The organism is Georgenia soli, from assembly GCF_002563695.1.
GTDB lineage: Bacteria > Actinomycetota > Actinomycetes > Actinomycetales > Actinomycetaceae > Georgenia > Georgenia soli.
Map to the genome: position 1 here is coordinate 2,461,125 of NZ_PDJI01000004.1, position 21,608 is coordinate 2,482,732.

Annotated in this window: 20 protein-coding genes; 10 read left to right on the forward strand and 10 right to left on the reverse strand. The window is 74.9% G+C overall.

Features of this window, described 5'->3' with window-relative positions; all coding sequences use genetic code 11:
* Positions 1-48: 48 nt before the first annotated feature.
* Positions 49-1,011, forward strand: coding sequence for a non-homologous end-joining DNA ligase (gene ligD / locus ATJ97_RS12470; RefSeq protein ID WP_098484018.1), 963 nt, complete (start codon positions 49-51; stop codon positions 1,009-1,011).
* 119 nt (positions 1,012-1,130) lie between these two features.
* On the forward strand, positions 1,131-2,492 hold the full coding sequence (gene mgtE, locus ATJ97_RS12475; protein ID WP_098484019.1) for a magnesium transporter: 1,362 nt from the start codon (positions 1,131-1,133) through the stop codon (positions 2,490-2,492).
* A 64-nt stretch (positions 2,493-2,556) separates the two neighbouring features.
* Here mgtE and hemL read toward each other — a convergent pair whose 3' ends face one another.
* The 6 genes from hemL to hemE all read right to left on the reverse strand — a co-directional run bounded on the left by hemL (position 2,557) and on the right by hemE (position 9,663).
* Complete coding sequence (gene hemL, locus ATJ97_RS12480; protein ID WP_098484020.1) at positions 2,557-3,912, reverse strand: glutamate-1-semialdehyde 2,1-aminomutase; 1,356 nt, start codon at positions 3,910-3,912, stop codon at positions 2,557-2,559.
* Between the two features lie 187 nt (positions 3,913-4,099).
* Complete coding sequence (gene hemB, locus ATJ97_RS12485; protein WP_245862849.1) at positions 4,100-5,071, reverse strand: porphobilinogen synthase; 972 nt, start codon at positions 5,069-5,071, stop codon at positions 4,100-4,102.
* A gap of 89 nt (positions 5,072-5,160) precedes the next feature.
* Positions 5,161-5,958: a uroporphyrinogen-III synthase gene (locus ATJ97_RS12490; protein WP_098484022.1), complete on the reverse strand. Its 798-nt coding sequence runs from the start codon at positions 5,956-5,958 to the stop codon at positions 5,161-5,163.
* On the reverse strand, positions 5,955-7,022 hold the full coding sequence (gene hemC / locus ATJ97_RS12495; RefSeq protein ID WP_245862456.1) for a hydroxymethylbilane synthase: 1,068 nt from the start codon (positions 7,020-7,022) through the stop codon (positions 5,955-5,957). The genes ATJ97_RS12490 and hemC overlap by 4 nt, the downstream gene beginning before the upstream one ends.
* A gap of 158 nt (positions 7,023-7,180) precedes the next feature.
* On the reverse strand, positions 7,181-8,599 hold the full coding sequence (locus tag ATJ97_RS12500) for a protoporphyrinogen/coproporphyrinogen oxidase (protein WP_098484023.1): 1,419 nt from the start codon (positions 8,597-8,599) through the stop codon (positions 7,181-7,183).
* Positions 8,596-9,663, reverse strand: coding sequence for a uroporphyrinogen decarboxylase (hemE, locus tag ATJ97_RS12505; RefSeq protein WP_098484024.1), 1,068 nt, complete (start codon positions 9,661-9,663; stop codon positions 8,596-8,598). The genes ATJ97_RS12500 and hemE overlap by 4 nt, the downstream gene beginning before the upstream one ends.
* 51 nt (positions 9,664-9,714) lie before the next feature.
* Between hemE and ATJ97_RS12510 the strand changes: the two genes are divergently transcribed.
* The 3 genes from ATJ97_RS12510 to hemQ all read left to right on the forward strand — a co-directional run bounded on the left by ATJ97_RS12510 (position 9,715) and on the right by hemQ (position 13,324).
* Positions 9,715-11,322: a glutamyl-tRNA reductase gene (locus ATJ97_RS12510; protein WP_170037433.1), complete on the forward strand. Its 1,608-nt coding sequence runs from the start codon at positions 9,715-9,717 to the stop codon at positions 11,320-11,322.
* Positions 11,319-12,446, forward strand: coding sequence for a ferrochelatase (locus tag ATJ97_RS12515; RefSeq protein ID WP_098484026.1), 1,128 nt, complete (start codon positions 11,319-11,321; stop codon positions 12,444-12,446). The genes ATJ97_RS12510 and ATJ97_RS12515 overlap by 4 nt, the downstream gene beginning before the upstream one ends.
* Before the next feature lie 158 nt (positions 12,447-12,604).
* Positions 12,605-13,324, forward strand: a complete 720-nt coding sequence (hemQ, locus tag ATJ97_RS12520; RefSeq protein WP_098484027.1) for a hydrogen peroxide-dependent heme synthase — start codon at positions 12,605-12,607, stop codon at positions 13,322-13,324.
* Here the strand turns inward: hemQ and ATJ97_RS12525 are convergent, their stop codons facing one another.
* Complete coding sequence (locus tag ATJ97_RS12525) at positions 13,325-14,116, reverse strand: fructosamine kinase family protein (RefSeq protein ID WP_098484028.1); 792 nt, start codon at positions 14,114-14,116, stop codon at positions 13,325-13,327.
* 257 nt (positions 14,117-14,373) lie between these two features.
* Here ATJ97_RS12525 and ATJ97_RS12530 point away from each other — a divergent pair, with 257 nt between their 5' ends.
* Together ATJ97_RS12530 and ATJ97_RS12535 are read left to right on the forward strand one after the other, a co-directional pair.
* Positions 14,374-14,652, forward strand: coding sequence for a hypothetical protein (locus tag ATJ97_RS12530; protein ID WP_098484029.1), 279 nt, complete (start codon positions 14,374-14,376; stop codon positions 14,650-14,652).
* On the forward strand, positions 14,649-16,136 hold the full coding sequence (locus ATJ97_RS12535) for a hypothetical protein (protein WP_098484030.1): 1,488 nt from the start codon (positions 14,649-14,651) through the stop codon (positions 16,134-16,136). The genes ATJ97_RS12530 and ATJ97_RS12535 overlap by 4 nt, the downstream gene beginning before the upstream one ends.
* A gap of 9 nt (positions 16,137-16,145) precedes the next feature.
* Here ATJ97_RS12535 and ATJ97_RS12540 read toward each other — a convergent pair whose 3' ends face one another.
* A complete protein-coding gene (locus tag ATJ97_RS12540; protein ID WP_098484031.1) occupies positions 16,146-16,871 on the reverse strand; it encodes a PIG-L deacetylase family protein in 726 nt (241 codons plus the stop codon).
* A 20-nt stretch (positions 16,872-16,891) separates the two neighbouring features.
* A complete protein-coding gene (locus tag ATJ97_RS12545; protein ID WP_098484032.1) occupies positions 16,892-17,272 on the reverse strand; it encodes a phage holin family protein in 381 nt (126 codons plus the stop codon).
* A 64-nt stretch (positions 17,273-17,336) separates the two neighbouring features.
* Between ATJ97_RS12545 and ATJ97_RS12550 the strand changes: the two genes are divergently transcribed.
* The 3 genes from ATJ97_RS12550 (at position 17,337) to ATJ97_RS12560 (ending at position 20,551) form a co-directional block, all read left to right on the forward strand.
* A complete protein-coding gene (locus tag ATJ97_RS12550) occupies positions 17,337-17,936 on the forward strand; it encodes a LysE/ArgO family amino acid transporter (protein ID WP_245862462.1) in 600 nt (199 codons plus the stop codon).
* A 194-nt stretch (positions 17,937-18,130) separates the two neighbouring features.
* Positions 18,131-19,231 (forward strand): histidinol-phosphate transaminase, encoded by a 1,101-nt coding sequence (gene hisC / locus ATJ97_RS12555; protein ID WP_098484034.1) that lies wholly within the window; start codon positions 18,131-18,133, stop codon positions 19,229-19,231.
* 267 nt (positions 19,232-19,498) lie between these two features.
* A complete protein-coding gene (locus tag ATJ97_RS12560; RefSeq protein ID WP_098485410.1) occupies positions 19,499-20,551 on the forward strand; it encodes an IS110 family RNA-guided transposase in 1,053 nt (350 codons plus the stop codon).
* 40 nt (positions 20,552-20,591) lie between these two features.
* Here the strand turns inward: ATJ97_RS12560 and ATJ97_RS12565 are convergent, their stop codons facing one another.
* Positions 20,592-21,455 (reverse strand): YwiC-like family protein, encoded by an 864-nt coding sequence (locus ATJ97_RS12565; protein WP_245862464.1) that lies wholly within the window; start codon positions 21,453-21,455, stop codon positions 20,592-20,594.
* Between the last annotated feature and the right edge of the window lie 153 nt (positions 21,456-21,608).

The window sequence follows — 21,608 nt, forward strand, 5'->3', positions numbered from 1 at the left end:
GCTCCTGTCCCGGGTGTGCGCCGTGCCCGGCTGTGGTGGAGTACCCCCATGGCCAAGGCGAAGGCGCCCGCGACCGAGCTCGAGGTAGGCGGCCGGACCGTGCGGATCTCCAACCCCGACCGCGTCTACTTCCCGGGCCCCGGCCACACCAAGCTCGACCTCGCCAGCTACTACGTCGCCGTCGGCGACGGCGTGGTCAACGCCCTGCGGGAGCGGCCGTGCATGCTCCACCGCTTCCCCGAGGGCATCGAGGGGGAGAAGGTCCACCAGAAGCGGCTGCCGCACGGGGCGCCCGACTGGGTCCAGACCGTGCGGGTGCACTTCCCCCGGTACGACCGCGACGCCGACGAGCTCTGCGTCACGGAGCTCGCCCAGGTGATCTGGGCCGTGCAGATGTCCACCGTGGAGTTCCACCCGTGGAACAGCCGGCGGGCGGACGTGGAGAAGCCCGACGAGTGGCGCATCGACCTCGACCCCGGCGACACCACGGACTTCGCCACCGTCCGACGCGTGGCGGCCGTGGCGCGGGAGGTCCTCGACGAGCTCGGCGCCACCGGCTTCCCCAAGACCACCGGCGGCGACGGCCTGCACGTCTACGTGCGCATCAGGCCGGAGCACGGCTTCCACGACGTGCGCCGGGCGGCGCTGGCGTTCGCCCGCGAGGTGGAGCGCCGCACGCCGGAGGATGCCACGACCACCTGGTGGCGCAAGGACCGCGACCCGTCCAAGGTGTTCGTCGACTTCAACCAGAACGCCCGCGACCACACCATCGCCTGCGCCTACTCGGTGCGCGGCACCCCGCAGGCCACCGTCTCGGCGCCGGTGACCTGGGACGAGGTCCCCGACTGCGACCCGCGGGACTTCACCGTGGCCACGATGCCAGCGCGCTACGCCGAGCTGGGCGACCTCCACGCCGGCATCGACGACGCCGCCTTCGACCTCGCCCCGCTGCTGGAGTGGGCCGACCGCGACGAGGCCGAGGGCGAGACCGCCCCGCCCGAGCCGGACTGAGACGACGGCGACCCCCGCGCCAGCCGTAGCGCCGCTCCGCACCCTCAGCCCCCGCGCGGGTCCGCGCCCCACGCCCCCATGGTGTTGGGTGGACGGCGGACCTACGGAGGAGGGCGGCGATGACTGGGGTCGGGGACCTGGACCTGGACCGGACGACCGCGACGGTCGAACGGACCCTTCGTGAGCAGCGGGTCGCCGACCTCGCCGGCGTGCTCGCGCCGCTCACGGTGCCGGACGTCGTCGCGGTGCTCGAGCGGCTCCCCGGCCGCGACCGGGCGGTCGTGTACCGGTTGTTGCCCAAGGAGCAGGCGCTGGAGGTCTTCGAGGCGCTGGACCCGACGCTCCAGGGTGAGCTGGTGCGCGGGCTGCAGGACGAGGACGTCGCGGGCGTGTTCGCCCGACTCGGCCCGGACGACCGCGTCAGCCTGCTCGACGAGCTGCCGGCGACCGTCGCGAGCAGGCTCCTCCGGGGGCTCGTTCCCGCGGAGCGCGAGCTCACCGCGGTGGTGCTCGGCTATCCCGCCCGCTCGATCGGCCGCCGGATGAGCCCGGGATACGTCACCGTCCACCCGGGGGACACCGTGCCGGAGGCGCTCGCCAGGGTCCGGTCCAGGATCGACGACGCCGAGACGGTCTACACGGTCCCGGTGGTCGACGACGGGCGTCGCCTGGTCGGCGTCGTCAGCCTGCGCGACCTCATGCGCTCCGAGCCGACTTCGGTCCGGGTCGAGGACCTCATGCGCGCCCCCTACGCCGTCCCGGCCGCCTCCGACGCGGAGGCGGCGGCGCGGCGCTGCGCCGACCTCAAGCTCCTCGCGCTGCTCGTGGTGGACGAGGAGGAGCGGCTGGTCGGCATCCTCACGGTCGACGACGCACTGCGGATCCTCGAGGAGGCCGAGAGCGAGGACCAGGCGCGGATCGGTGGCTCGGAGCCGTTGCGGCGCCCCTACCTGGCGACTCCGGTGCGGGCGGTCGTGCGCTCGCGGGTGGTGTGGCTGCTCGTCCTCGGTGTCGGCGCGACGCTGACCGTCCGGGTGCTCGAGGCGTTCGAGGCCACCATCGCGCAGATGGTGGTCCTGTCCGTGTTCATCCCCCTGCTCATCGGCACGGGCGGGAACACCGGGAACCAGGCGGCGACGACCATCACGAGGGCGCTCGCGCTCGGCGACGTCAGACCCCGGGACGTCGGCCGGGTGCTGGCCCGTGAGGCCCGCACGGGCGCGAGCCTGGGCCTCGTCCTGGGCGCCGCCGGGTTCGTGCTGGCCTCGCTGTTCTACGGCGCGGCCGTCGGTGCGGTCATCGGCATCACGCTCCTGGCCGTGTGCACGCTGGCCGCGGCGGTCGGCGGCGTCATGCCCCTGGCGGCCCGGAGGCTGGGCGCCGACCCGGCGGTGTTCTCCAACCCGTTCATCACGACGTTCGTCGACGCCGCCGGGCTGGTGATCTACTTCCTCGTCGCGCGGGCGGTCCTCGGTCTGTGACGGCGTGCGCCGCGCGGGCTCACCAAGGTGTGCGGCGCCCCGTCCGGACGTGCGCGGTGCCGCGTCAGGCGGGCTGCGCGGCCGCCGCCGCCCTCGCCGCCCCGGGCAGGGCCGCGAGGATCGCCTCGACCGCCGCGTCGTCGTGCGCGGAGGAGAGGAACCACGCCTCGAACACCGACGGCGGCAGGGCCACCCCGGCGTCGAGCATGGCGTGGAAGAACGGCGGGTGCCGGAACGTGTCCTGCGCCTGGGCGTCGGCGTAGCTCCGGACCCCGTCGCGGGCCGCGGCCTCGCCGAAGAAGACCGAGAACAGGCTGCCCGCGCGCTGCACCCGGTGGGCCACGCCGGCCGCGTCGAGCGCCTCGCCGACGGCGTCCGCGACGGTCCCGGCGGCCCGGTCCACGTGGCGGTAGACGGCGTCGTCGGCGAGGCGCAGGGTGGCCAGGCCGGCCGCCGTCGCCAGCGGGTTCCCCGAGAGGGTGCCGGCCTGGTAGACGGGGCCGGACGGGGCGAGCAGGTCCATCAGCTCGGCGCGCCCGCCCAGCCCGGCGAGCGGCATCCCGCCGCCGACGACCTTGCCGAACGTGAACAGGTCGGGCGTCCAGGGCGCCGATCCGGTCGCGGTGACGTCGCCGCCGGCCGCTGCGCCGTCGAGACCCCACCACCCGGCCGGGCCCACGCGGAAGCCGGTGAGCACCTCGTCGAGGATCATGAGGGCGCCGTGCGCGGCGGTGAGGCGGCGGATCGCGGCGTTGAAGCCCTCCTCGGGAGGGACCACGCCCATGTTCGCGGGGGCGGCCTCGGTGATGACGGCGGCGATCTCGTCGCCGCGCTCGGCGAAGACGGCCTCCAGCGCGGCGACGTCGTTGTAGGCCACCACGATCGTCTCGGCGGTGGTGGCGGGGGTGACGCCGGCCGAGCCGGGCAGGCCGAAGGTGGCGACGCCGGAACCCGCCTCGGCGAGCAGGGCGTCGACGTGGCCGTGGTAGCAGCCGGAGAACTTCACCACGATGTCGCGCCCGGTGGCGCCGCGGGCGAGCCGGATCGCGGTCATCGTGGCCTCGGTGCCGGTCGAGACGAAGCGGACCTTCTCCACGGCGGGCACCCGGTCCCGCACGGCCTCGGCGAGCTCGACCTCCGCCTCCGTGGGGGCGCCGAAGGAGAGACCCCTGCGTGCGGCCGCCTCGACGGCCTGGACGACCTCGGGGTGCGCGTGACCGAGGAGCCCGGGACCCCAGCTCATCACCAGGTCGACGTACTGCCGGCCGGTGACGTCGGTGATGTACGGGCCGGACGCCGAGGCGACGAACCGCGGGTCGCCGCCCACCGAGCCGTAGGCGCGCACGGGGGAGTTCACCCCGCCGGGGATGACGGCCCGGGCGCGGGTGAAGAGGTCGTGCATGGTGTCGACGCCGGTCATCGGTCTCCTTCTGTTGTTCTGCGGCTCCGCGCAGTCCGTGCGTGGTGGGTGTGAGAGGGCGTGCTCCGGGGGTGCTGCGGACCGGGACTGCTACAACTTCGGTGCCACTACCGCACCGAAGTTGTAGCAGTGGTCCGAATCATGACTGACGGCGGGATCGGGAGCCCGCCAGGAGCTGGGTCGCTGGTCAGCGCAGCCAGCCGGCCAGCTCGGTGGCCCAGTAGGTCAGCACGAAGTCCGCGCCGGCGCGCTTGATGCCCAGCACGGACTCCTCGATCGCACGACGCCGGTCGATCCAGCCGTTGGCGGCGGCGGCCTCGATCATCGCGTACTCGCCGGAGACCTGGTAGGCGGCGACGGGCACGGGCGAGACCTCGGCGACGTCGGCGAGGACGTCGAGGTAGCTCATCGCGGGCTTGACCATGACGACGTCGGCACCCTCGGCCAGGTCGAGCGTGGCCTCGCGCAAGCCCTCGCGCCGGTTCGCGGGGTCCATCTGGTACGTGCGGCGGTCGCCCTGCAGCTGGGACTCGACGGCGTCGCGGAAGGGTCCGTAGAAGGCGGAGGAGTACTTGGCGGAGTAGGCCAGCACCGAAGTGTCGGTGTACCCGTCGCGGTCGAGGACCTCGCGCACCGCGGCCACCTGGCCGTCCATCATGCCGCTGAGCCCGAGCATGTGGGCGCCGGTGGCGGCCTGCGCGAGCGCCATGTCCTGGTAGCGCACCAGGGTGGCGTCGTTGTCGACCCGGCCCGCGCCGTCGAGCACGCCGCAGTGGCCGTGGTCGGTGAACTCGTCGAGGCAGAGGTCGGACATGACGACGACGGCGTCCCCCACCTCCTCGACGAGCGCACGCAGGCCGGCGTTGAGGATGCCGTCCGGCTCCGTGGCGCCCGTGCCGACGGCGTCACGCACGGCCGGCACGCCGAAGAGCATCAGGCCACCGATCCCTGCCTCCGCCGCCTCGACGGCGGCGCGGCGCAGCGAGTCCATCGTGTGCTGCACGACGCCCGGCATCGAGCCGAGCGCCAGAGGCGCGTCCGCGCCCTCCTTGACGAACATGGGCAGCACCAGGTCGCGCGGGTGGACCCGGTGCTCGGAGACGAGGCCGCGCAGCGCCGAGGTGGCGCGCAGGCGGCGCGGACGGTCGACGGGGCGCACGGCCGGGACGCCGGACGCGCGGCCGGCCAGGGCGGTCCCGGCGGAGGCGGGACCGGCGGAGGCGGTCCCGGCGGTGGTGGGAGGAACGGTCATCGGTGCTGCTCCGATCGGTGGGCGAGGGCATGGCCCAGGGCGGCCACGAGCCCGGAGGGGGTCTGTTCGGCGGCGACGGCGTGGACGGTCAGCCCCACGCGGGCGGCCACCTCCGCGGTGGAGGAGCCGATCGCGACCAGTCGGGGGCCGGGGACGAGCTGGTCCGGCAGCGGGCCGTACAGCTCGACGAGGGCCGTCGCGGTGGAGCCGGAGGTGAGCAGGACGGCGTCGATCCGGCCGGCGGCCAGGTCCGCCGCCACGGCCGGGTCGGCGGGCCGGGCCGTCACCGTGCGGTAGGCGACGACGTCGTCCACGAGCCAGCCGCGCTCGCGCAGCCCGGTGGCGAGGGTGGGGGCGGCGATCTCCGATCGCGGCAGCAGCACGATGCCGCCGCGCGGCGCCGCGGGCCAGGACTCGACGAGCGCCGCCGCGGAGGAGACGGTGCCGTCGGGGACGAGGGCGACGTCGACGCCGGCGGCGTTCAGGGCCGCGGCCGTGGCGGGGCCGACGGCTGCCACCGGGGTGTTCCCGACCAGGGCGGGCAGTGTGGTGCCCAGCGCCGCGGCGCGCGAGAGCAGCACCCGGACGGTGGTGGCGCTGGTGACCGCCAGCCACGAGTGCGCTCCCTCGCCCAGGGCGTGCAGTGCCCGGTCGAGCTCGTCGGGCGGGTCCACGGGGGCGGAGGTCACCAGCGCGGTGGGCACGGGGGAGTACCCGGCCTCGCGCAGGGCGGTGACCACGGTGTCGTCCGAACGGGTGCGCGGGACGAGCACGCGAGGTCCGGACGTGGTCATGCCACCGGTCCGGCGGGCCGGTCCTCGCCCGCGGCGTCGACGGCGGGAGCCACCTCGTGCGTGCGGAGCCCGGCCACCTCGGCCGCGCCGTCCTCGAGCAGCTGCTCGGCCGCAGAGACCCCCAGGTCGACGGCGAGGCTGAGGAAGACGTCCTGCTTGATGGCGATGCCGTTCGCCTCCATGCTCACCGGCAGCCCGTCCATCTCCTCGACGGCCGTGCCGACCAGGCTGCGGGTGCCGGCGGGGTCGAACACCCCGGCGCGCAGCTCGAGGCGCGCGGGGGCGTCGCCGTCAGCGGGGAGCAGCTCGGCGTGGGCGGCCACGGGGGCGGTGCAACCCGCCTCGAGGGTGCGCAGGACGGCGCGCTCGGCCAGCACGGTGAGGCGGGTCCCCACGCTGTCGATCTTGCGCATCCAGGTTCCCAGCTCGGTGCCGTGGAGGTCCTCGGTGCGGCACTCCACCGCGAGGGCGCCCTGCCCGGGCGCGGGCAGCATGACGTCGGTCTCCAGCGTCTCGGTCACGTGCTCGAGCAGCCCGAGCCGGGTGAGCCCGGCGGCGGCGAGCACGACGGCGTCCAGGTCGTCACCGACGCGGCCGAGGCGCGTGCCGACGTTGCCGCGGATGTCGACGACCTCGACGTCGGGGCGGGCCAGCCGCAGCTGCGCGGCCCGCCGCGGGGACCCCGTGCCGATCCGGGCGCCGGCGGGCAGGGTCGCCAGCGTCCAGCCGTCCCGCGCGCACAGCACGTCGCGGTGGTCGGCCCGCTCCGGGAAGGCGCCGAGGCTCAGCCCGGCCGTCGGTGCGGTGGGGAGGTCCTTGAGCGAGTGCACGGCGACGTCGCACTCGCCGGCGAGGAGCGCCTCGCGCAGGGCTGCGGCGAAGACGCCGGTGCCGCCGATCGCGGACAGCGAGGCGGCCGAGCGGTCGCCCTCGGTGCGGACACGGACGAGCTCGACCTCCCGGCCAGAGGCGGCGCCGAGGGCATCGGCGACAGTCCTGGTCTGGGTGAGGGCGAGGTCGCTGCCCCGGGTTCCGATGCGCAGAGGCGCGGTCGTCAGACTCACGCCGTCCAGTGTCGCAACGCTGCCCGGAAATGTCGAAGCCGCTTTCCTGACAATGCGTCACCTCGATTGTTATGACGATCTGTCAGCACATTTCCTGACGCCCCGTCACCATGAATTTTCGGACGACCAGAGAAATGTTATCAGAAACGTGGCGGAAATCACTCCTGCGGGAATTGTGGGGCCAGCGCCGAGGCGGCCGCCCGGGCGTGCGGCACCACCGAGGCGAGCCCGGTGCCCGCGACCCAGGACCCCGTGACCGCCAGGCCGGGGAGCGCGGCCGCGCGTGCCTGCAGCTCGGCGACGGCCTCCCGGTGGGCGGGGGTGGTCGGGGCCAGCGCTCCCTCGCGGGCGACGACGACGGCGTCGCGGACCTCCGCGATCGCCTCGCCGAGGAGCAGCTCGGCGTCCGAGCAGGCCCGGTCGACGTCCACGCCCGCGGGGGGCTCCCCGGGACGCCCGTACGACAGCCGCAGGACGTGCTCCCCGGCGGCGGTCGCCGCGGCCAGCCAGGGCCACTTCGCGGAGGCGTGGGTGAGGGCCTTGGCGCGGACGGGGCCCGGCCCCGGCGCGACGAGCAGGCCGGAGCCGCGCGGCGCCCGGTCGAGCGCCGGCGCGCGCACGGCCAGGGTGACATGCGTCAGGGCGGTGCCGGCGGGCAGGTCCGGCAGGGGGCCGGGGAGCAGCTGCGCCAGCAGGTCCAGCGCGGCGCGCCCCGGTGTGGCGAGGACCACCCGCCGGGCGCGGAGCCGGGCGGGGGCGCCCTCGTCCAGGACGTCGACCTCCCAGACGCCGCCGGCCCGGCGCAGACCGGTCACGGTCGTGCGGGTGCGCACCTCGCCGCCGGCGGCGGCCACCGCGCCGGCCAGGGCGCGCGGGAGGCGGAACAGCCCGCCCGTCGTCGTGGCCACGGCCGACCCGGACGGTGCCGCGGACCGGAGCGCCCGGACGGCGGCCGCCAGGGAGCCGTGCTCAGCGAGGGCTGCCCGCAGGCCCGGGACGACGGCGTCGGCCGCCAGGTCGGCGGGGTCCGCGGCGTGGATGCCGCCCGCGACGGGGCGCACGAGCCGGTCGAGCACCGCCTCGCCCATCCGGGCACGCACGAGGCCGGCGAGGTCCTGGGCGTCGGCGCCGACGGCAGGGTCGAGCTCGGCGTCCTGGGCGGCGCGGGCGGTGCCCTCCGGTCCCAGCGCGGGCGCGACGTCGGGCGCGGACGGGTCGGCCGGGATCCCGAGGATGCTCTCGGCCGGGATGGGGAAGGCGCGACCGGCCGAGTACACCCACGACCCGCCCGTGGGCACCTCGACCGGCAGGCCCAGCTCGTCGGCGAGCGCGCGCACCTCGGGGCGGCGCAGCGCGAAGGCCTCGGCACCGAGGTCCACCTCGAGGCCGCCGACGACGCCGCCCGTCACCAGCCCGCCCACCGCCTCGCCCGCCTCCAGGACCAGGGGGCGCAGGCCCTGCAGCGCGAGCGTGCGCGCCGCGACCAGGCCGGCCACCCCCGCCCCCGCGACGACGGCGTCGAGCGTGCCGTCGTCGTCGGCGGAGGGCGGGGGGGCCGGCGGGCGCGAGGCGGTCACAGGGAGTGCACGAGCTCGACGACGCGCGTGAGGACGGCCGGGTCCGTCGTCGGGGGGACGCCGTGACCGAGGTTGACCACGTGGCCGGGTGCCGACCGGCCGCGCTCGACGACGTCGCGCACGTGCGCCTCGAGCACCGGCCACGGCGCGGTCAGCAGCGCCGGGTCGATGTTGCCCTGCAGCGGGGTGCGCCCGCCCAGGCGGCGGTTCGCCTCGTCCAGCGGGATGCGGTAGTCCACGCCGACGACGTCGGCGCCGGCGTCGCGCATCGCGACCAGGAGCTCTCCCGTCCCCGTGCCGAAGTGCACGCGGGGGACGTCGAGGTCCTCGATGCGGGCGAGCGCGCGGGCGCTGTACGGGGCGGCGTGCGCCTGGTAGTCGGCCAGGGAGAGCGAGCCCGCCCAGGAGTCGAAGAGCTGCGCGGCGCGGGCGCCGGCGAGCACCTGGGCCCGCAGGAACTCGCCCGTGACGTCCGCCGTCCAGTTCATCAGGCGTCGCCACGTCTCCGGGTCCGAGTGCATGAGGCCCCGCGCCGCCAGGTGGTCCCGCGAGGGACGGCCCTCGACGAGGTAGGCGGCCAGGGTGAACGGGGCGCCGGCGAAGCCGATCAGCGGCGTCGCGTCGCCCAGCTCGTCGAGGACGATCCGGATCGCCTCGGCGACGGGGGACGTGTCACCCGGGCGGTGGGCCACGAGGCGGTCCACGTCGCTGCGGGTGCGCACCGGCTCGGCCACCACGGGCCCGACACCGGGGACGATCTCCACGTCCACCCCGGCCAGGCGCAGCGGCACCACGATGTCCGAGAAGAGGATCGCCGCGTCCACGCCGTGGCGGCGCACCGGCTGCAGCGTGATCTCCGCCGCCAGCTCGGGGCGCAGGCACGAGTCGAGCATCCCGACCCCCTCGCGCAGCTTCCGGTACTCCGGCAGCGAGCGGCCGGCCTGTCGCATGAACCACACCGGGAGGGTGTCCGGGCGGTGTCCTCCAAATGCCTGGAGCAGCGCGGGTGCGGGAATTTCCACCGATACCTCTGAGGTCGTCGTCGAATTTGTCACGCTGGCCATTGTGCCTTCCCGGCCGGGGAATGGTTCACTATGGGTCCTGTGGTGCTTCTGATGCTCTCTGCCAACCACCACGACCTGGACCTCGCCGACATCGACCGCCTCAGCTCGGGCGCGCACGACCTCGGCCGTCAGGTCGTGGCGGAGGACCCTGCCGTCAACGGGGCCGTCGTGCTGGCCACCTGCAACCGCTTCGAGGTCTACGTCGACGCCGACGACTCTGCGGGGGAGGCCGCCGCCACGGCCGCCGCCTACCGCGCCGTCGCCCGCAGCGCCGGCGCCGACGTCGACGAGGTCGCCCGCCTCATGAGGCCGGCCAGCGGGGAGCAGGCCGTCTCCCACCTCTTCGAGGTGGCCGCCGGGCTGGACTCGATGGTGGTGGGTGAGCGTGAGATCACCGGGCAGGTCCGCCGGGCGCTCGCGGCGGCCCGCGCCGAGGGCACCACCTCCCCGCTGCTCGAGCAGACGCTCCAGCACGCCACCCGCACCTCGCGGCAGGTGGCCGTCGCCACCGACCTGGCCCGGGCCGGCCGCTCCGTCGTGTCCGTCGCCCTGGACCTCGCGGCCGCCCGCCTCGCCGCGACGGCGTGCGAACGAGGCGTCGCCGAGTGGCCCGCCGACCCGCACGAGAGCCCCGTCCCCCACGGCAGCTGGTCCGGGCACCGGACGCTGCTGGTGGGCACCGGCTCCTACGCCGGCGCGTCCCTGGCCGCCCTGCGCGAGCGCGGCGCCGACGACGTCGTCGTCTGGTCGGCCTCCGGCCGGGCGGAGGCCTTCGCCGCCTCCCACGACATCGCCGTCGCGGCCAGCGACCTGGCCGAGGCCCTGCGCGGCGCGGACCTGGTCGTCACCTGCCGCGGCACCGGGACCCCCGTGCTCGACGTCGCCACGGTCGCCGCAGCGGCGGACGGGCGTCCCGAGGGGGCCGGGCCGCTCGTCCTCGTCGACCTCGCGCTGCGCCGGGACGTCGAGCCCGCGGTCGCCGACCTGCCCGGGGTGCTGCTCGTCGACCTCGCCACGGTGCGTGAGCACGCGCCGGCCACCACGGCCGCCGAGGTGCTGCGCGCCCGGGAGATCGTGGCCGACGGGGTGCGGACGCTCGCGGAGTTGACGGCGGAGCGGCGGATGGACGCCGCCGTCGTCGCCCTCCGGACGAAGGTGGCCGACGCCGTCGCCGCCGAGCTCGACCGCCTGCCCGCGGACGGCGCCATCTCGGCCGAGCGTGCCGCCCAGGCGCTGCGCCGCCTGGCCGCCCGCCTCGTGCACGAGCCCACGGTGCTCGCCCGCTCCGCGGGGCGGGAGGGACGTACCGAGGAGCACCTGCGCGCCCTCGAGATCGCGCTCGGTGTCCGGGTGCCGAGCCCCGACGAGGCGAGCGACGCCCCCTCGGTGCCCACGGTGCCGGTGGCCGCCCCGCTCGTCGTCCCCGAGGACGCCGCGGCTCGCGCCGCGACCCCCGCCTCGCCCGCGGCGCCGGCCCCCGCCTCGCCCGCGGCGCCGGCCCCCGCCTCGACCCAGGCGCCCGCCCCGACCCCAGCCTCGACCCCGGCACCAGCCTCGACCCCCGCCTCGTCAGAGGCGCAGGTTCCTGCCCCGACCCCCGCCTCCGTGGAGGCGCCGCCCCCGGCCCCCGTGCCGCCCGAGACAGAACGAGCCCGATGACCACCAGCCTCACCCCGTACGACGCCGTCCTCCTGCTGTCCTTCGGCGGGCCCGAGAAGCCCGAGGACGTCGTGCCCTTCCTGCGCAACGTCACCGCCGGGCGCGGGATCCCCGACTCCCGCCTGGAGGAGGTCGGCGAGCACTACTACGCCTTCGGCGGCAGGAGCCCGATCAACGACCAGAACAAGGCCCTGCTCGCCGAGCTGCGCACCGAGCTCGCCGCCCGCGGGGTCGACGTCCCGGTGGTGTGGGGCAACCGCAACTGGGACCCCTACCTCACCGACGTCCTGCGCGACCTCCACGAGTCGGGCGCCCGCCGGGTGCTCACCCTGGTGACGAGCGCGTTCGCCTCGTACTCCGGGTGCCGGCAGTACCGCGAGAACCTGGCGGCGTCCATCCTCACGCTGGCCGAGGAGGGCCGCGAACTCGCGATCGACAAGGTCCGCGCCTACTTCAACGACCCCGGGTTCGTCGCGGCCAACGTCGACGCGGTCGTGGAGGCCTACGAGCGCCTCGGGGCCGCGCCGTCGCCGCAGGCGCCGCTCGTGTTCGTCACCCACTCCATCCCGACGACGATGGAGGTGGCCTCCGGCACGGAGTCGCGGGCCAGCTACTCGGCCCAGCACCTCGACGTCGCCGCCGCCGTGGTCGAGCGGGCGGCGGAGCGCCTCGGCCACAAGATCCCGTGGGAGCTCGCCTACTGCTCCCGCTCCGGCACGCCCTTCACCCCGTGGACCGAGCCGGACGTCAACCGGACCCTGGCGGCGCTGAAGGCCGACGGCGCCGAGCACGTCGTCCTCGCGCCGATCGGGTTCGTCTCCGACCACATGGAGGTCATCTACGACCTCGACACCGAGGCGCGCGAGACGGCCGACGAGCTCGGCCTGCGCATGGAGCGGGCGGCCACCGCGGGCACCGCGCCGGAGTTCGTCGCCGGTCTCGTCGACCTGCTGGTCGAGCGCGCGGCGTCCGAGCGCGGCGAGAACCCGGAGAAGGTCACCGTCGGCGCCCTCGGTCCCTGGCGCGACGTGTGCGCCCCCGGGTGCTGCCGTCTGCGCGCCGGCGTCGAGTCCACCGTCCCCGCCGCCTGCGGCGACCCCGCCGAGATGTCACTCACTCGCTGAGCCGTCAAGTTCTCGCCGAGAGGTCAAGTTCTCGGCGAGAGGTCAAGTTCTCGGTGAGACGTCAGCTCCTCCGGGACGTCACCCACCGTCGGCGGGCCGCCGACATCTCACCGCGAGACCCAAGCTCCGCGCCCCGCGGAACAGATGAAGGAGTGTCCATGAGTCAGCCCGTCCCGCGCATCGGCGAGGGTGCCGACGTCGAGAGCATCAACGCCTCGATCAACTACACGATGTGGTCCGTCTTCGCCACGGCCGCCCCGCTGCCCGGGGACGCCGACGTGCGGGCCTCCCTCGTGGCCGCCGCCCAGGAGGCCGTGGCCGGCACCGGCGTGGAGGTGCGCGGCTGGTACGACGTGGCTGGGCTGCGCGCGGACGCCGACCTCATGGTGTGGTGGCACGCCGCGACCATCGAGGAGGTGCAGGACGCCTACCACCGCCTCCTCGCCTCGGACCTCGGTGCCTTCCTCGAGCCGGTCTGGTCCGTCGTCGGGCTCCACCGCCAGGCGGAGTTCAACAAGCGGCACGTCCCGGCCTACCTGGCCGGCGAGCAGCCCGGCGACTACCTGTGCGTGTACCCGTTCGTGCGCTCCTACGAGTGGTACCTGCTGCCCGCCGAGGAGCGCAGCGCGATGCTCCGCGAGCACGGCATGGCCGCGGTGGACTACCCGGACGTGCGCGCGAACACCGTCTCCGCGTTCGCGCTCGGTGACTACGAGTGGATCCTCGCCTTCGAGGCGCCCGAGCTGCACCGCATCGTCGACGTCATGCGGGAGCTGCGCGCCGTCGGGGCCCGCCGCCACGTGCGCGAGGAGATCCCCTTCTTCACCGGCCCGCGCGTGGAGCTGGCCGAGTGGGCGGAGCGCCAGCCCCGCGCGTGACTACGCGTACCGCTCCGCCACGGAGACGGTGCGCGCACCGTACGGGCCGCCGAACAGGGCGGCGTGCACGATGAGGATGTGCAGCTGGTGCAGCCCGACGCGCTCTGGCCACCCGTCGGCGAGCGGTGAGACCTCGTCGTAGGCCGCCAGGACCCGGTCGAGGTACGGGGCCCCGAACACGGCCAGCTGCGCGAGGTCGGACTCGGCGTGCCCGCCCTGCGCCGCGGGGTCGATGAGCGTGGCACCGGTCCCGGGAGCCCAGAGCACGTTTCCGGACCAGAGGTCCCCGTGCAGTCGTGCCACGCCGTCCACCAGGGCCGGCTGCGGCGCGTCGTACGTCCCGGCCCCCACCCGCTCGGCGCAGCGCCGGACGGTGCGGGCGCCGTCGTCGTCGATCGAGCCGTTGGCGACGGCGTCCTCGAGGTAGGGCAGGATCCGGTCCGTGGCGTAGAACTCGCCCCACGTGCCGCCGTCCTCCGGCGGCGCGTCCCGGAGCGGCAGCGTCGCCCGGCCCATGAAGCCGTGCCCGCCGAACCCCGGCGGCGGGCAGCCGTGGTGCGGCGCGCCCGCCGCGTGCGTGCGGGCCAGCGCCCGGCCGAAGGCCTCCGCCGTCTGCTCGGTCGGGGCGCCGTGGCTGATGATCCGCGTCTCCAGGGCGTCCGGCCACACGGCGACCACCTCCGCGACCGCCACCCCGCCCGCTCTCGACGCCTCGGCCAGCCAGCGCAGCCCGGCCACCTCGTAGTGCAGCGTGCGCGGGTTGCCGTGGTCCGACTTCCGGTACGTCGACATGGCGCCATCCTGGCCGCCCCTCGGACTGCCCGCACAGCGATCAGGCCCGCCGCGTAGGGGCGGCTGTCGACACAGCTGCCGAGTGCGACGGGGGCCGTCCACAGGAGGGTGGGGTGCGTCGTCGTCCACAGTGGCGCGCCGGTGGACGACCGGCACCCGCGGGCCCTGCCTAGCGTGCTGACCGGGACGGACGGACGGGGCCGGGGCGGCGCGGCCGGTGCAGTCCGGGCGGCGGCTGCCACGAGGAGGGGGCACGGATGAGCGAGGCGCCGAGGTGCTACCCGGGCGACGGCGGGATCTCGGCCATGCGGGCCGACATCCAGGCGGCGCTCGGCCGGCTCGGGGAGGCCCAGGCGCAGCTGCGCGCGGCGTTCCCGGCCGACTGGACCGGCGCCGGGGCGAGCACCTTCACCGACGTGGTGCTGTCCGTCCTGCACCACTCCCAGTCCGTCGACCGGGCGCTGCGGGTGGCGGACCACGCCGCGGCGGTGGCCGACGCCGAGCTCGAGGCCCGCCTCGCGGGAGGGACGGTATGACCAGACTGCGCAGCGAGCCGGACGTCGGATGGACACCCGCCGGGCGCGAGCCGTGGGCCACGCGGGTCATGGTGACCGGCGGCAGGGCGGCCATGTCCGTCGACACGGCCGAGCTGGCCGCCCTGCGTGCGAGGCTGCTCGACGCCGCGGATCTCGTCGCGGACGCCGACCGGCGGGCGGGCGCCATCGAGGCGCACGTGCTGGACTACCTCACCCAGCTGGTCCCGTCGGTCCTGACGGTGCAGGAACGGCTACGCGAGGCGCGGTTCCTCGGTGACGGCCTGCAGGCGCTCGAGCGGCGCATCCGGGACCTCGCCGACGACCTCGAGCTCCAGCGGCTCTGGTACGAGGAGGCAGAACGGCGTGCGACGACCGCCTTCGGCCCGCCGCCGTTGCGCTACGCGGTCGCGCTCGCGCCGCCGAAGCTCATGCCGACGCGCGTGTGGCTGGCGCTCCGTGGGCTCGACGTCGCAAGGGTCGGCGGTCATCTGGTCTCGGCCCGCGCGAGCCTGCAGCAGTCGGCGGTGCCCGACGCGATCCTCGCCCAGCGCCACACCGCGGCCCTCGCCGAGCACCTGCAGTACATGAACCACGAGGTGGTCTTCGGCAAGGTCGTGCTCGACGGCGAGCTGGTGGACGTCAGCGACCTCACCCCGGTGCAGCGCTCGGCGGTGGGGATGCTGCCCTGGCTCACCAACCTCTCCGTGCTGCCGAACCGCGGACGCACCTACGACGGCGTCGCCGCGGGCGCGCTCGCCACCACGCTGGGCAGGCCCGTGCCGGTCCCGCGCACCGAGTCGGACGTGCTCGGACGCATCCCCGCGCTGGAGGAGGAGATCGCGCTCCGGGGCACGGGGGCGGTGGAGATCCTGCGCACCACCGCCCCGGACGGGAGCCGGCACTGGACCGTGGTCATCCCGGGCACGCAGGACCCGTGGGCCGGTGGCGAGAACCCGATGGACAACGAGACGAACCTGCGCGCGATGGCCGGCCTGCGCACCGACCTGGCGATCGGGGTCGCGGCGGCGATGCACCAGGCGGGCATCTCCCGCGGCGAGCCTGTCGCCCTGGTGGGCCACAGCCAGGGAGGGCTGGTCGCCACGCGCCTGGCCGCGGACCCTGTCCTACGGCGAGAGTTCCGGATCTCCACCGTGCTCACCGCCGGCAGCCCGGTCGCCACCGTGAAGGTGCCCGCCGGGGTGGAGGTGCTCAGCCTGGAGCACGTCCAGGACCCCGTCGTCGGGCTCGACGGCGCCCCCAACGAGCCCGCCCCCAACCACGTCACGGTCGCCGTCGGCGGGCCCGAGCCGCCCTCTCTCGGTGACGCGCACCGGCTGCCCGGCTACCGGGCCGCGGCTGACCTGCTGCCCGGCATCCAGGACCCGGCGGTGGAGCAGTGGCTCACGCGCAGCCGGGACGCCATGGGCGTGACGGAGGAGGGGGCGCGGACAGAGTCTCTCGTGTTCGAGATCCGGCGCCGATGACGCGGCGCCTCAGGGCCGCAGCACCTCGACGGCGACAGCGTGGGCCACCCCCACCGCACGCCCGGTCGTCCCGAGCATCTCGCCGAGCATCTCGGCGGGCACCGGGGCGGAGTCGCCAAGGCCGGCCAGGTACTCCGCGTGCGCCTCCAACGACGCCACGCCGGCCGCGAAGCCTTCGGTGACGTCCACCGCGTGCGCGGAGAGCGGCGAGCCGAACGCGAGCACCGTCTGCACACCGTTCCAGGGCTCGAGCCCCTCGCCGACGAGGTCGGGGAAGACCCACCGGTTGCCCGCGTCGCGCACCGCGTCCACCACCGCCCGGCCCACGGCGACGTGGTCGGCCTGGTTCAGCACGCCGCCCGGCCAGGTCTCACGGAACCCGCCGGTGACCACGGTGTCGGGCCGGAACCGGCGAACCTGTGCGGCGATGGCCCGCCGCAGCTGGAGCGAGTACTCGACCGTCCCGTCCGGGAAGCCGAGGAAGCACAGGTCGGTCACCCCGACGCGTGCGCACGCCTCCCGCTGCTCGCGCTCGCGCAACGGCTTGGCGCGCTCCGGTGCGAGCGAGTCGATCCCCGCCTCGCCGCTGGTCACCACCGCGTAGGCCACCTCCACGCCGCGCGCCGTCCAGCACGCCACCGCGGCGGCGCCGCCGTACTCCATGTCGTCGGGGTGGGCGACCACGGCGAGAACCCTCGCGAGGTCTGTGTCGTCGAACAGGCTGAGCGTCTCCATGGCCCCAGCGTGCCCGAGGGTCAACGCTGGTCGCCGGGGATGAGCAGCTGCAGCACCCAGGTGGCGACCGAGATGATCAGCCCGCCCACGAGGGCGTTCCAGAACCCGTCGACCTGCAGGCCGAAGTCGGTGAACGAGGTGATCCACCCGGTCAGCATCAGCATCAGGGCGTTCACGACCAGGAAGAACAGCCCGAGCGTGAGGATGTAGAAGGGCAGCGACAGCAGCGCCACCACCGGCCGGACGAACATGTTCACCACCGTGAACACCGCCGCCACCACGGCGAGCTCGAGCAGCGTCGACCCGGTGCTCGAGGTGGGGGCGAGCTCGATGCCGTCGAGCAGCCAGGCGCAGAACCAGATGGCGGCGGCGTTGACGAGAAGCTGCACGACGAACCTCATGGAGCCGATCCTGCCACCGGGCGTCCGGGAAGTGACGGACTTCGCCCGCGTACGATCGGCGCCCGTGTCCTCAGCCCTCGCCGGGCTCCTCACCGGCCTGTCGCTCATCGTCGCCATCGGCGCGCAGAACGCCTTCGTCCTGCGTCAGGGGCTCGCACGCCGCCACGTCGGCGTGGTCGTCGCGATCTGCGCCGTCTCCGACGCGCTGCTCATCCTGGCCGGGGTGGGCGGCGTGGGCGCCGTCGTGCGGGACCACCCCACCCTGCTGACCGTCCTGCGGTGGGTGGGCGCCGCGTACCTGCTGGGGTACGGCGTCCTCTCGCTGCTGCGGCTACGCAGGCCGCAGGGGCTGGACGCGGCGCAGACCCGCGCGGGCAGCCTGGGCTCCGCCGTCGTCACGACCCTCGCGCTGACCTACCTCAACCCGCACGTCTACCTCGACACCGTCCTCATGCTCGGCTCTATCGCCAACCAGCACGGCGACCCGGGCAGGTGGTGGTTCGCCGCCGGCGCCGCCACCGGGAGCGTCATCTGGTTCACCTCGCTCGGGTTCGGCGCCCGGGCTGCGTCGCACGTGCTCGCCCGGCCCGTGACCTGGCGGGTGCTGGACCTCGTGATCGGCGTCGTCATGATCGCCCTGGCCGTCCGCCTGCTCCTCGGGTAACCGGCCGCGCCCACGACCTCTCCGGGAGGACGTGACGGCTCACGGAGAACTTGACGTCTCACGGAGATTTTGACCGCTCACGGAGAACTTGACGTCTCGGGGAGGAGTTGACGACTCGGGGAGGAGTTGACGACTCGCCGGGGGTGGGCGGACGGGCGGGACAGGGCATCCTCGGCGGGGTGGACAATGACCCCATGGCGAACGCACGCACCTCCGTCATCCTGCGGCCCGACATCGACGCCCTTCCCGCCTACGTCCCCGGCGAGCGGGGCACGAGGGGGCGGCAGGTCTACAAGCTCTCCAGCAACGAGGTGCCGTTCCCGATCCTGCCGGCCGTCGCCGCCGCGCTGTCGGACGTCGGCCCCGACCTCAACCGGTACCCCGACATGCACGCCACGCAGCTGGTCGAGGCGCTGGCCGCGCACCACGGCACCAAGCCGGAGCGGATCACGGTCGGCAACGGCTCCGTCGCGGTGCTCGCCCACGTCCTGACCGCCGTCTGCGAGCCGGGCGACGAGGTCGTGATGGCCTGGCGCTCCTTCGAGGCCTACCCCATCGCCGTCCAGGTGGCTGGCGCCCGGGCGGTCCAGGTGCCTGTCGACGACGCCGGCCGGCACGACCTGGACGCCATGGCGGCCGCGATCACCGACCGCACCCGTGCGGTGCTGCTGTGCAGCCCGAACAACCCGACCGGACCGGCGCTGACCCAGTCCGAGGTGCGCCGCTTCCTCGGGACCGTCCCGCCGGGCGTGCTGGTGCTCCTCGACGAGGCCTACCTGGAGTTCGTCCGCCAGGACGACCCGACCGACGGCGTCGCGCTGGTCGACGAGCACAAGAACCTGGTGGTGCTGCGGACCTTCTCCAAGGCCTACGGGCTGGCCGGGCTCCGGGTCGGCTACGCCGTCGCCCGCCGCCGCCTCACCACCGGCTTCCGTGCGGCGGCCACCCCGTTCGGCGTCAACTCCATGGCGCTCGCGGGCGCCGTCGCGGCCCTGAACTGCCAGGACCAGGTCAGGGACCGGGTGGAGCAGGTCGTCGCCGAGCGCACCCGCGTGACCGCCGCCCTGGCTGAGCAGGGCTGGCAGATCCCCGACCCGCAGGGCAACTTCGTCTGGCTCGACCTCGGCCGGCGCGCCACCGCGTTCGCGGACGCGGCGCGGGCGCGCGGGGTGCTCGTGCGGGCCTTCGCCGGCGAGGGCGTGCGCGTCTCGATGGGGGAGCGGGAGGGCAACGACCTCTTCCTCGACATCGCGGCCGACTGGCTGCGCGACCGCGCGGGTCTGCCCGTCTCCTGACTGTGAGGATTCCTCTTGCAGCCTGTTGATGGTGGGCTGTGGGCGGTGATTGCGGACGTGACCCTTCGACTGACTGGCTTCGTGCCTTGCGCGCGACTTGTCCGTTCGTGGTCGCCGGCCCCGGCCCAGCCGGAGCAGCTGGCCTGATCAGGAGCTTGACCGTCGGCGTAGCCGCGCCGACGTGTCCCGTCACAGTCCTGCCGAAGCTCCGACCTGGACCGGAACCGTTTCGCGTCCGTCCAGGCAACAGGAGAACGCATGACCAGTGTGACCAGACTGTCCGAGGTTGTCGACGTCATCATCGGTGTCGACACCCATGTCCAGACCCACACCGCCGCGGCCGTCGAGGCCCGCACCGGGGCGCTGCTAGGCCAGATCACGGTGGAGACGACCCCGGCCGGGTACGAGGAGCTGACCGCCTTCGCCGATGAGCACGCCGCCCTGCGGGCCTGGGCGATCGAGGGCACCGGTGGCCACGGCGCGGGGCTGGCCCGTCACCTCGCCCATGACCAGGAGGTCGTGGTCGAGCTCGACCGGCCCGAGCGGGCCCGCCGTCGCAACGGGGCCAAGTCCGACCCGCTCGACGCCGAGCGTGCCGCCCGGGAGGCGATGGCCCGGACCCGGTTGGGCACCCCGCGTGCGGGCGGGGACCGCCAGGCCCTGTCCGTCCTGCTCGCCGCCCGCCGCTCCGCGGTCGAGGCAGCCACCCTCGCTCAGCGTCAGCTCTTCAGCCTGGTCATCGCCGCCCCTGAACCGATCCGGGCCCGGTTCCGCGGAAAGAAGATTCCCGCCATGGTCGCCACCGCCGCCGTGTTGCGGCTGGACCCGTCCTGGGACACCGAGACGACCACGACCGTGACCGTGCTGCGCTCTCTCGCCCGGCGTGCCCGTGACCTCGCCGCCGAGGCCGCGGAACACGAGAAGGCGATCCTGGCCATCGTGCGGGCCTGGCGCCCCGATCTCCTCGACCAGATCGGCGTCGGCCCCATCGTCGCCGCGACCGTGCTCTGCGCCTGGTCCCACCCCGGGCGGGTGCACTCCGAGGCCGCGTTCGCCATGCTCGCCGGCGTCGCCCCGATCCCCGCCAACAGTGGCCAGACCACCACCAGGTACCGCCTCAACCGCTACGGCGACCGCCAGCTCAACCGCGCCCTGCACACCGTCGCCCTGTCCCGGCAGCGCTACCACCAGCCCACCCGCGACTACACCGCCCGCCGCACCAGCGAGGGCAAGACTCCGCGAGAGATCAAACGCTGCCTCAAGCGCTACATCGCCCGAGACCTCTACCGACTCCTCGAGAACCCCTCACCCACCACTTGACGAACCATAGGAGCGTCGTCCTGACGCCGCCCAGGCGCCCCTACCCCGCCAGGAGCGTCACCGCCACGAGCACCGAGAACACGATCTCCCCGACGCCGAGCGCAAGCGGGCGCACCGGGCGGCCCCGTCGCGCGCCGACCAGCGGGACGGCCGCGGCCCGCACAGCCAGGGCCGCCCAGACGACGGCGTGCGCCGCGCCGACCGTGCCCACCACGGCGAGCGCCGCCGTCGCCACGGCCCCGGCGAGGTGGAACGCCACCGAGGCGAGGAGGTAGGTGCGGTTGCCGCGCTCACGGATGTTGGTCTTGACGTACAGGACGGTGCCGAGGAAGTACGCCGTCACCAGGCCGGTCACCAGCCAGGTCCGCGCCCAGCCGGTCAGCGCCCCGTCGGGAGAGGTCCCCGGCAGCCCGACGGCGGAGCCGGGGGCGCCCCACCAGCCGGCGGTCCCGGCGTCGTAGGCGACCGCGGTCATGAGGCCGGCCGCGGTGACGGTGACGGCGTCGTTGAGGAGCGAGCGGTCCTTGCGGCGGGCCGAGCACCACAGCGTCACGGCGACCAGCGGGGCGTAGGGCAGCGCCCACACCGCCAGCGACGGGGCGGTGACCAGCAGCGCGGCGGCGAGGGGGACGGTGGCGAGGGCGTAGGTCCGAGCAGCGGGCAGGTAGCGCGGCCTGCGGCGCGACCGCAGCCACAGCCCGACGGCGAAGAACGCCAGGTAGCCGACCCACCACAGCCCCAGCAGCGGGACGTGCGCCCACGCCGGGCCCGACAGTGCGATCCCGACGAGGGGCGGCACCGTGATCATGGCCCACGCGCCGTGCTGGTCGGGCACCCACCCGGGTGCGCGGCGGCGTCGTCCTGGACGCCTGGTGGCCGGCCGGCCCACGGTCGCTGAACTCACCCCTCCACGAGTACCAGCGCGACCGGTGCCCAGCTCCGCCGAAGGTCCCAGACAGCTGGGCCCGCGATCGGCCACCGGGCCCCGAGAGTCGTCGCACTCGGCGGGCCACCCGCAAGTGCTCCGCGCGCCCTCGCAATCAGGCACGAACGGCAT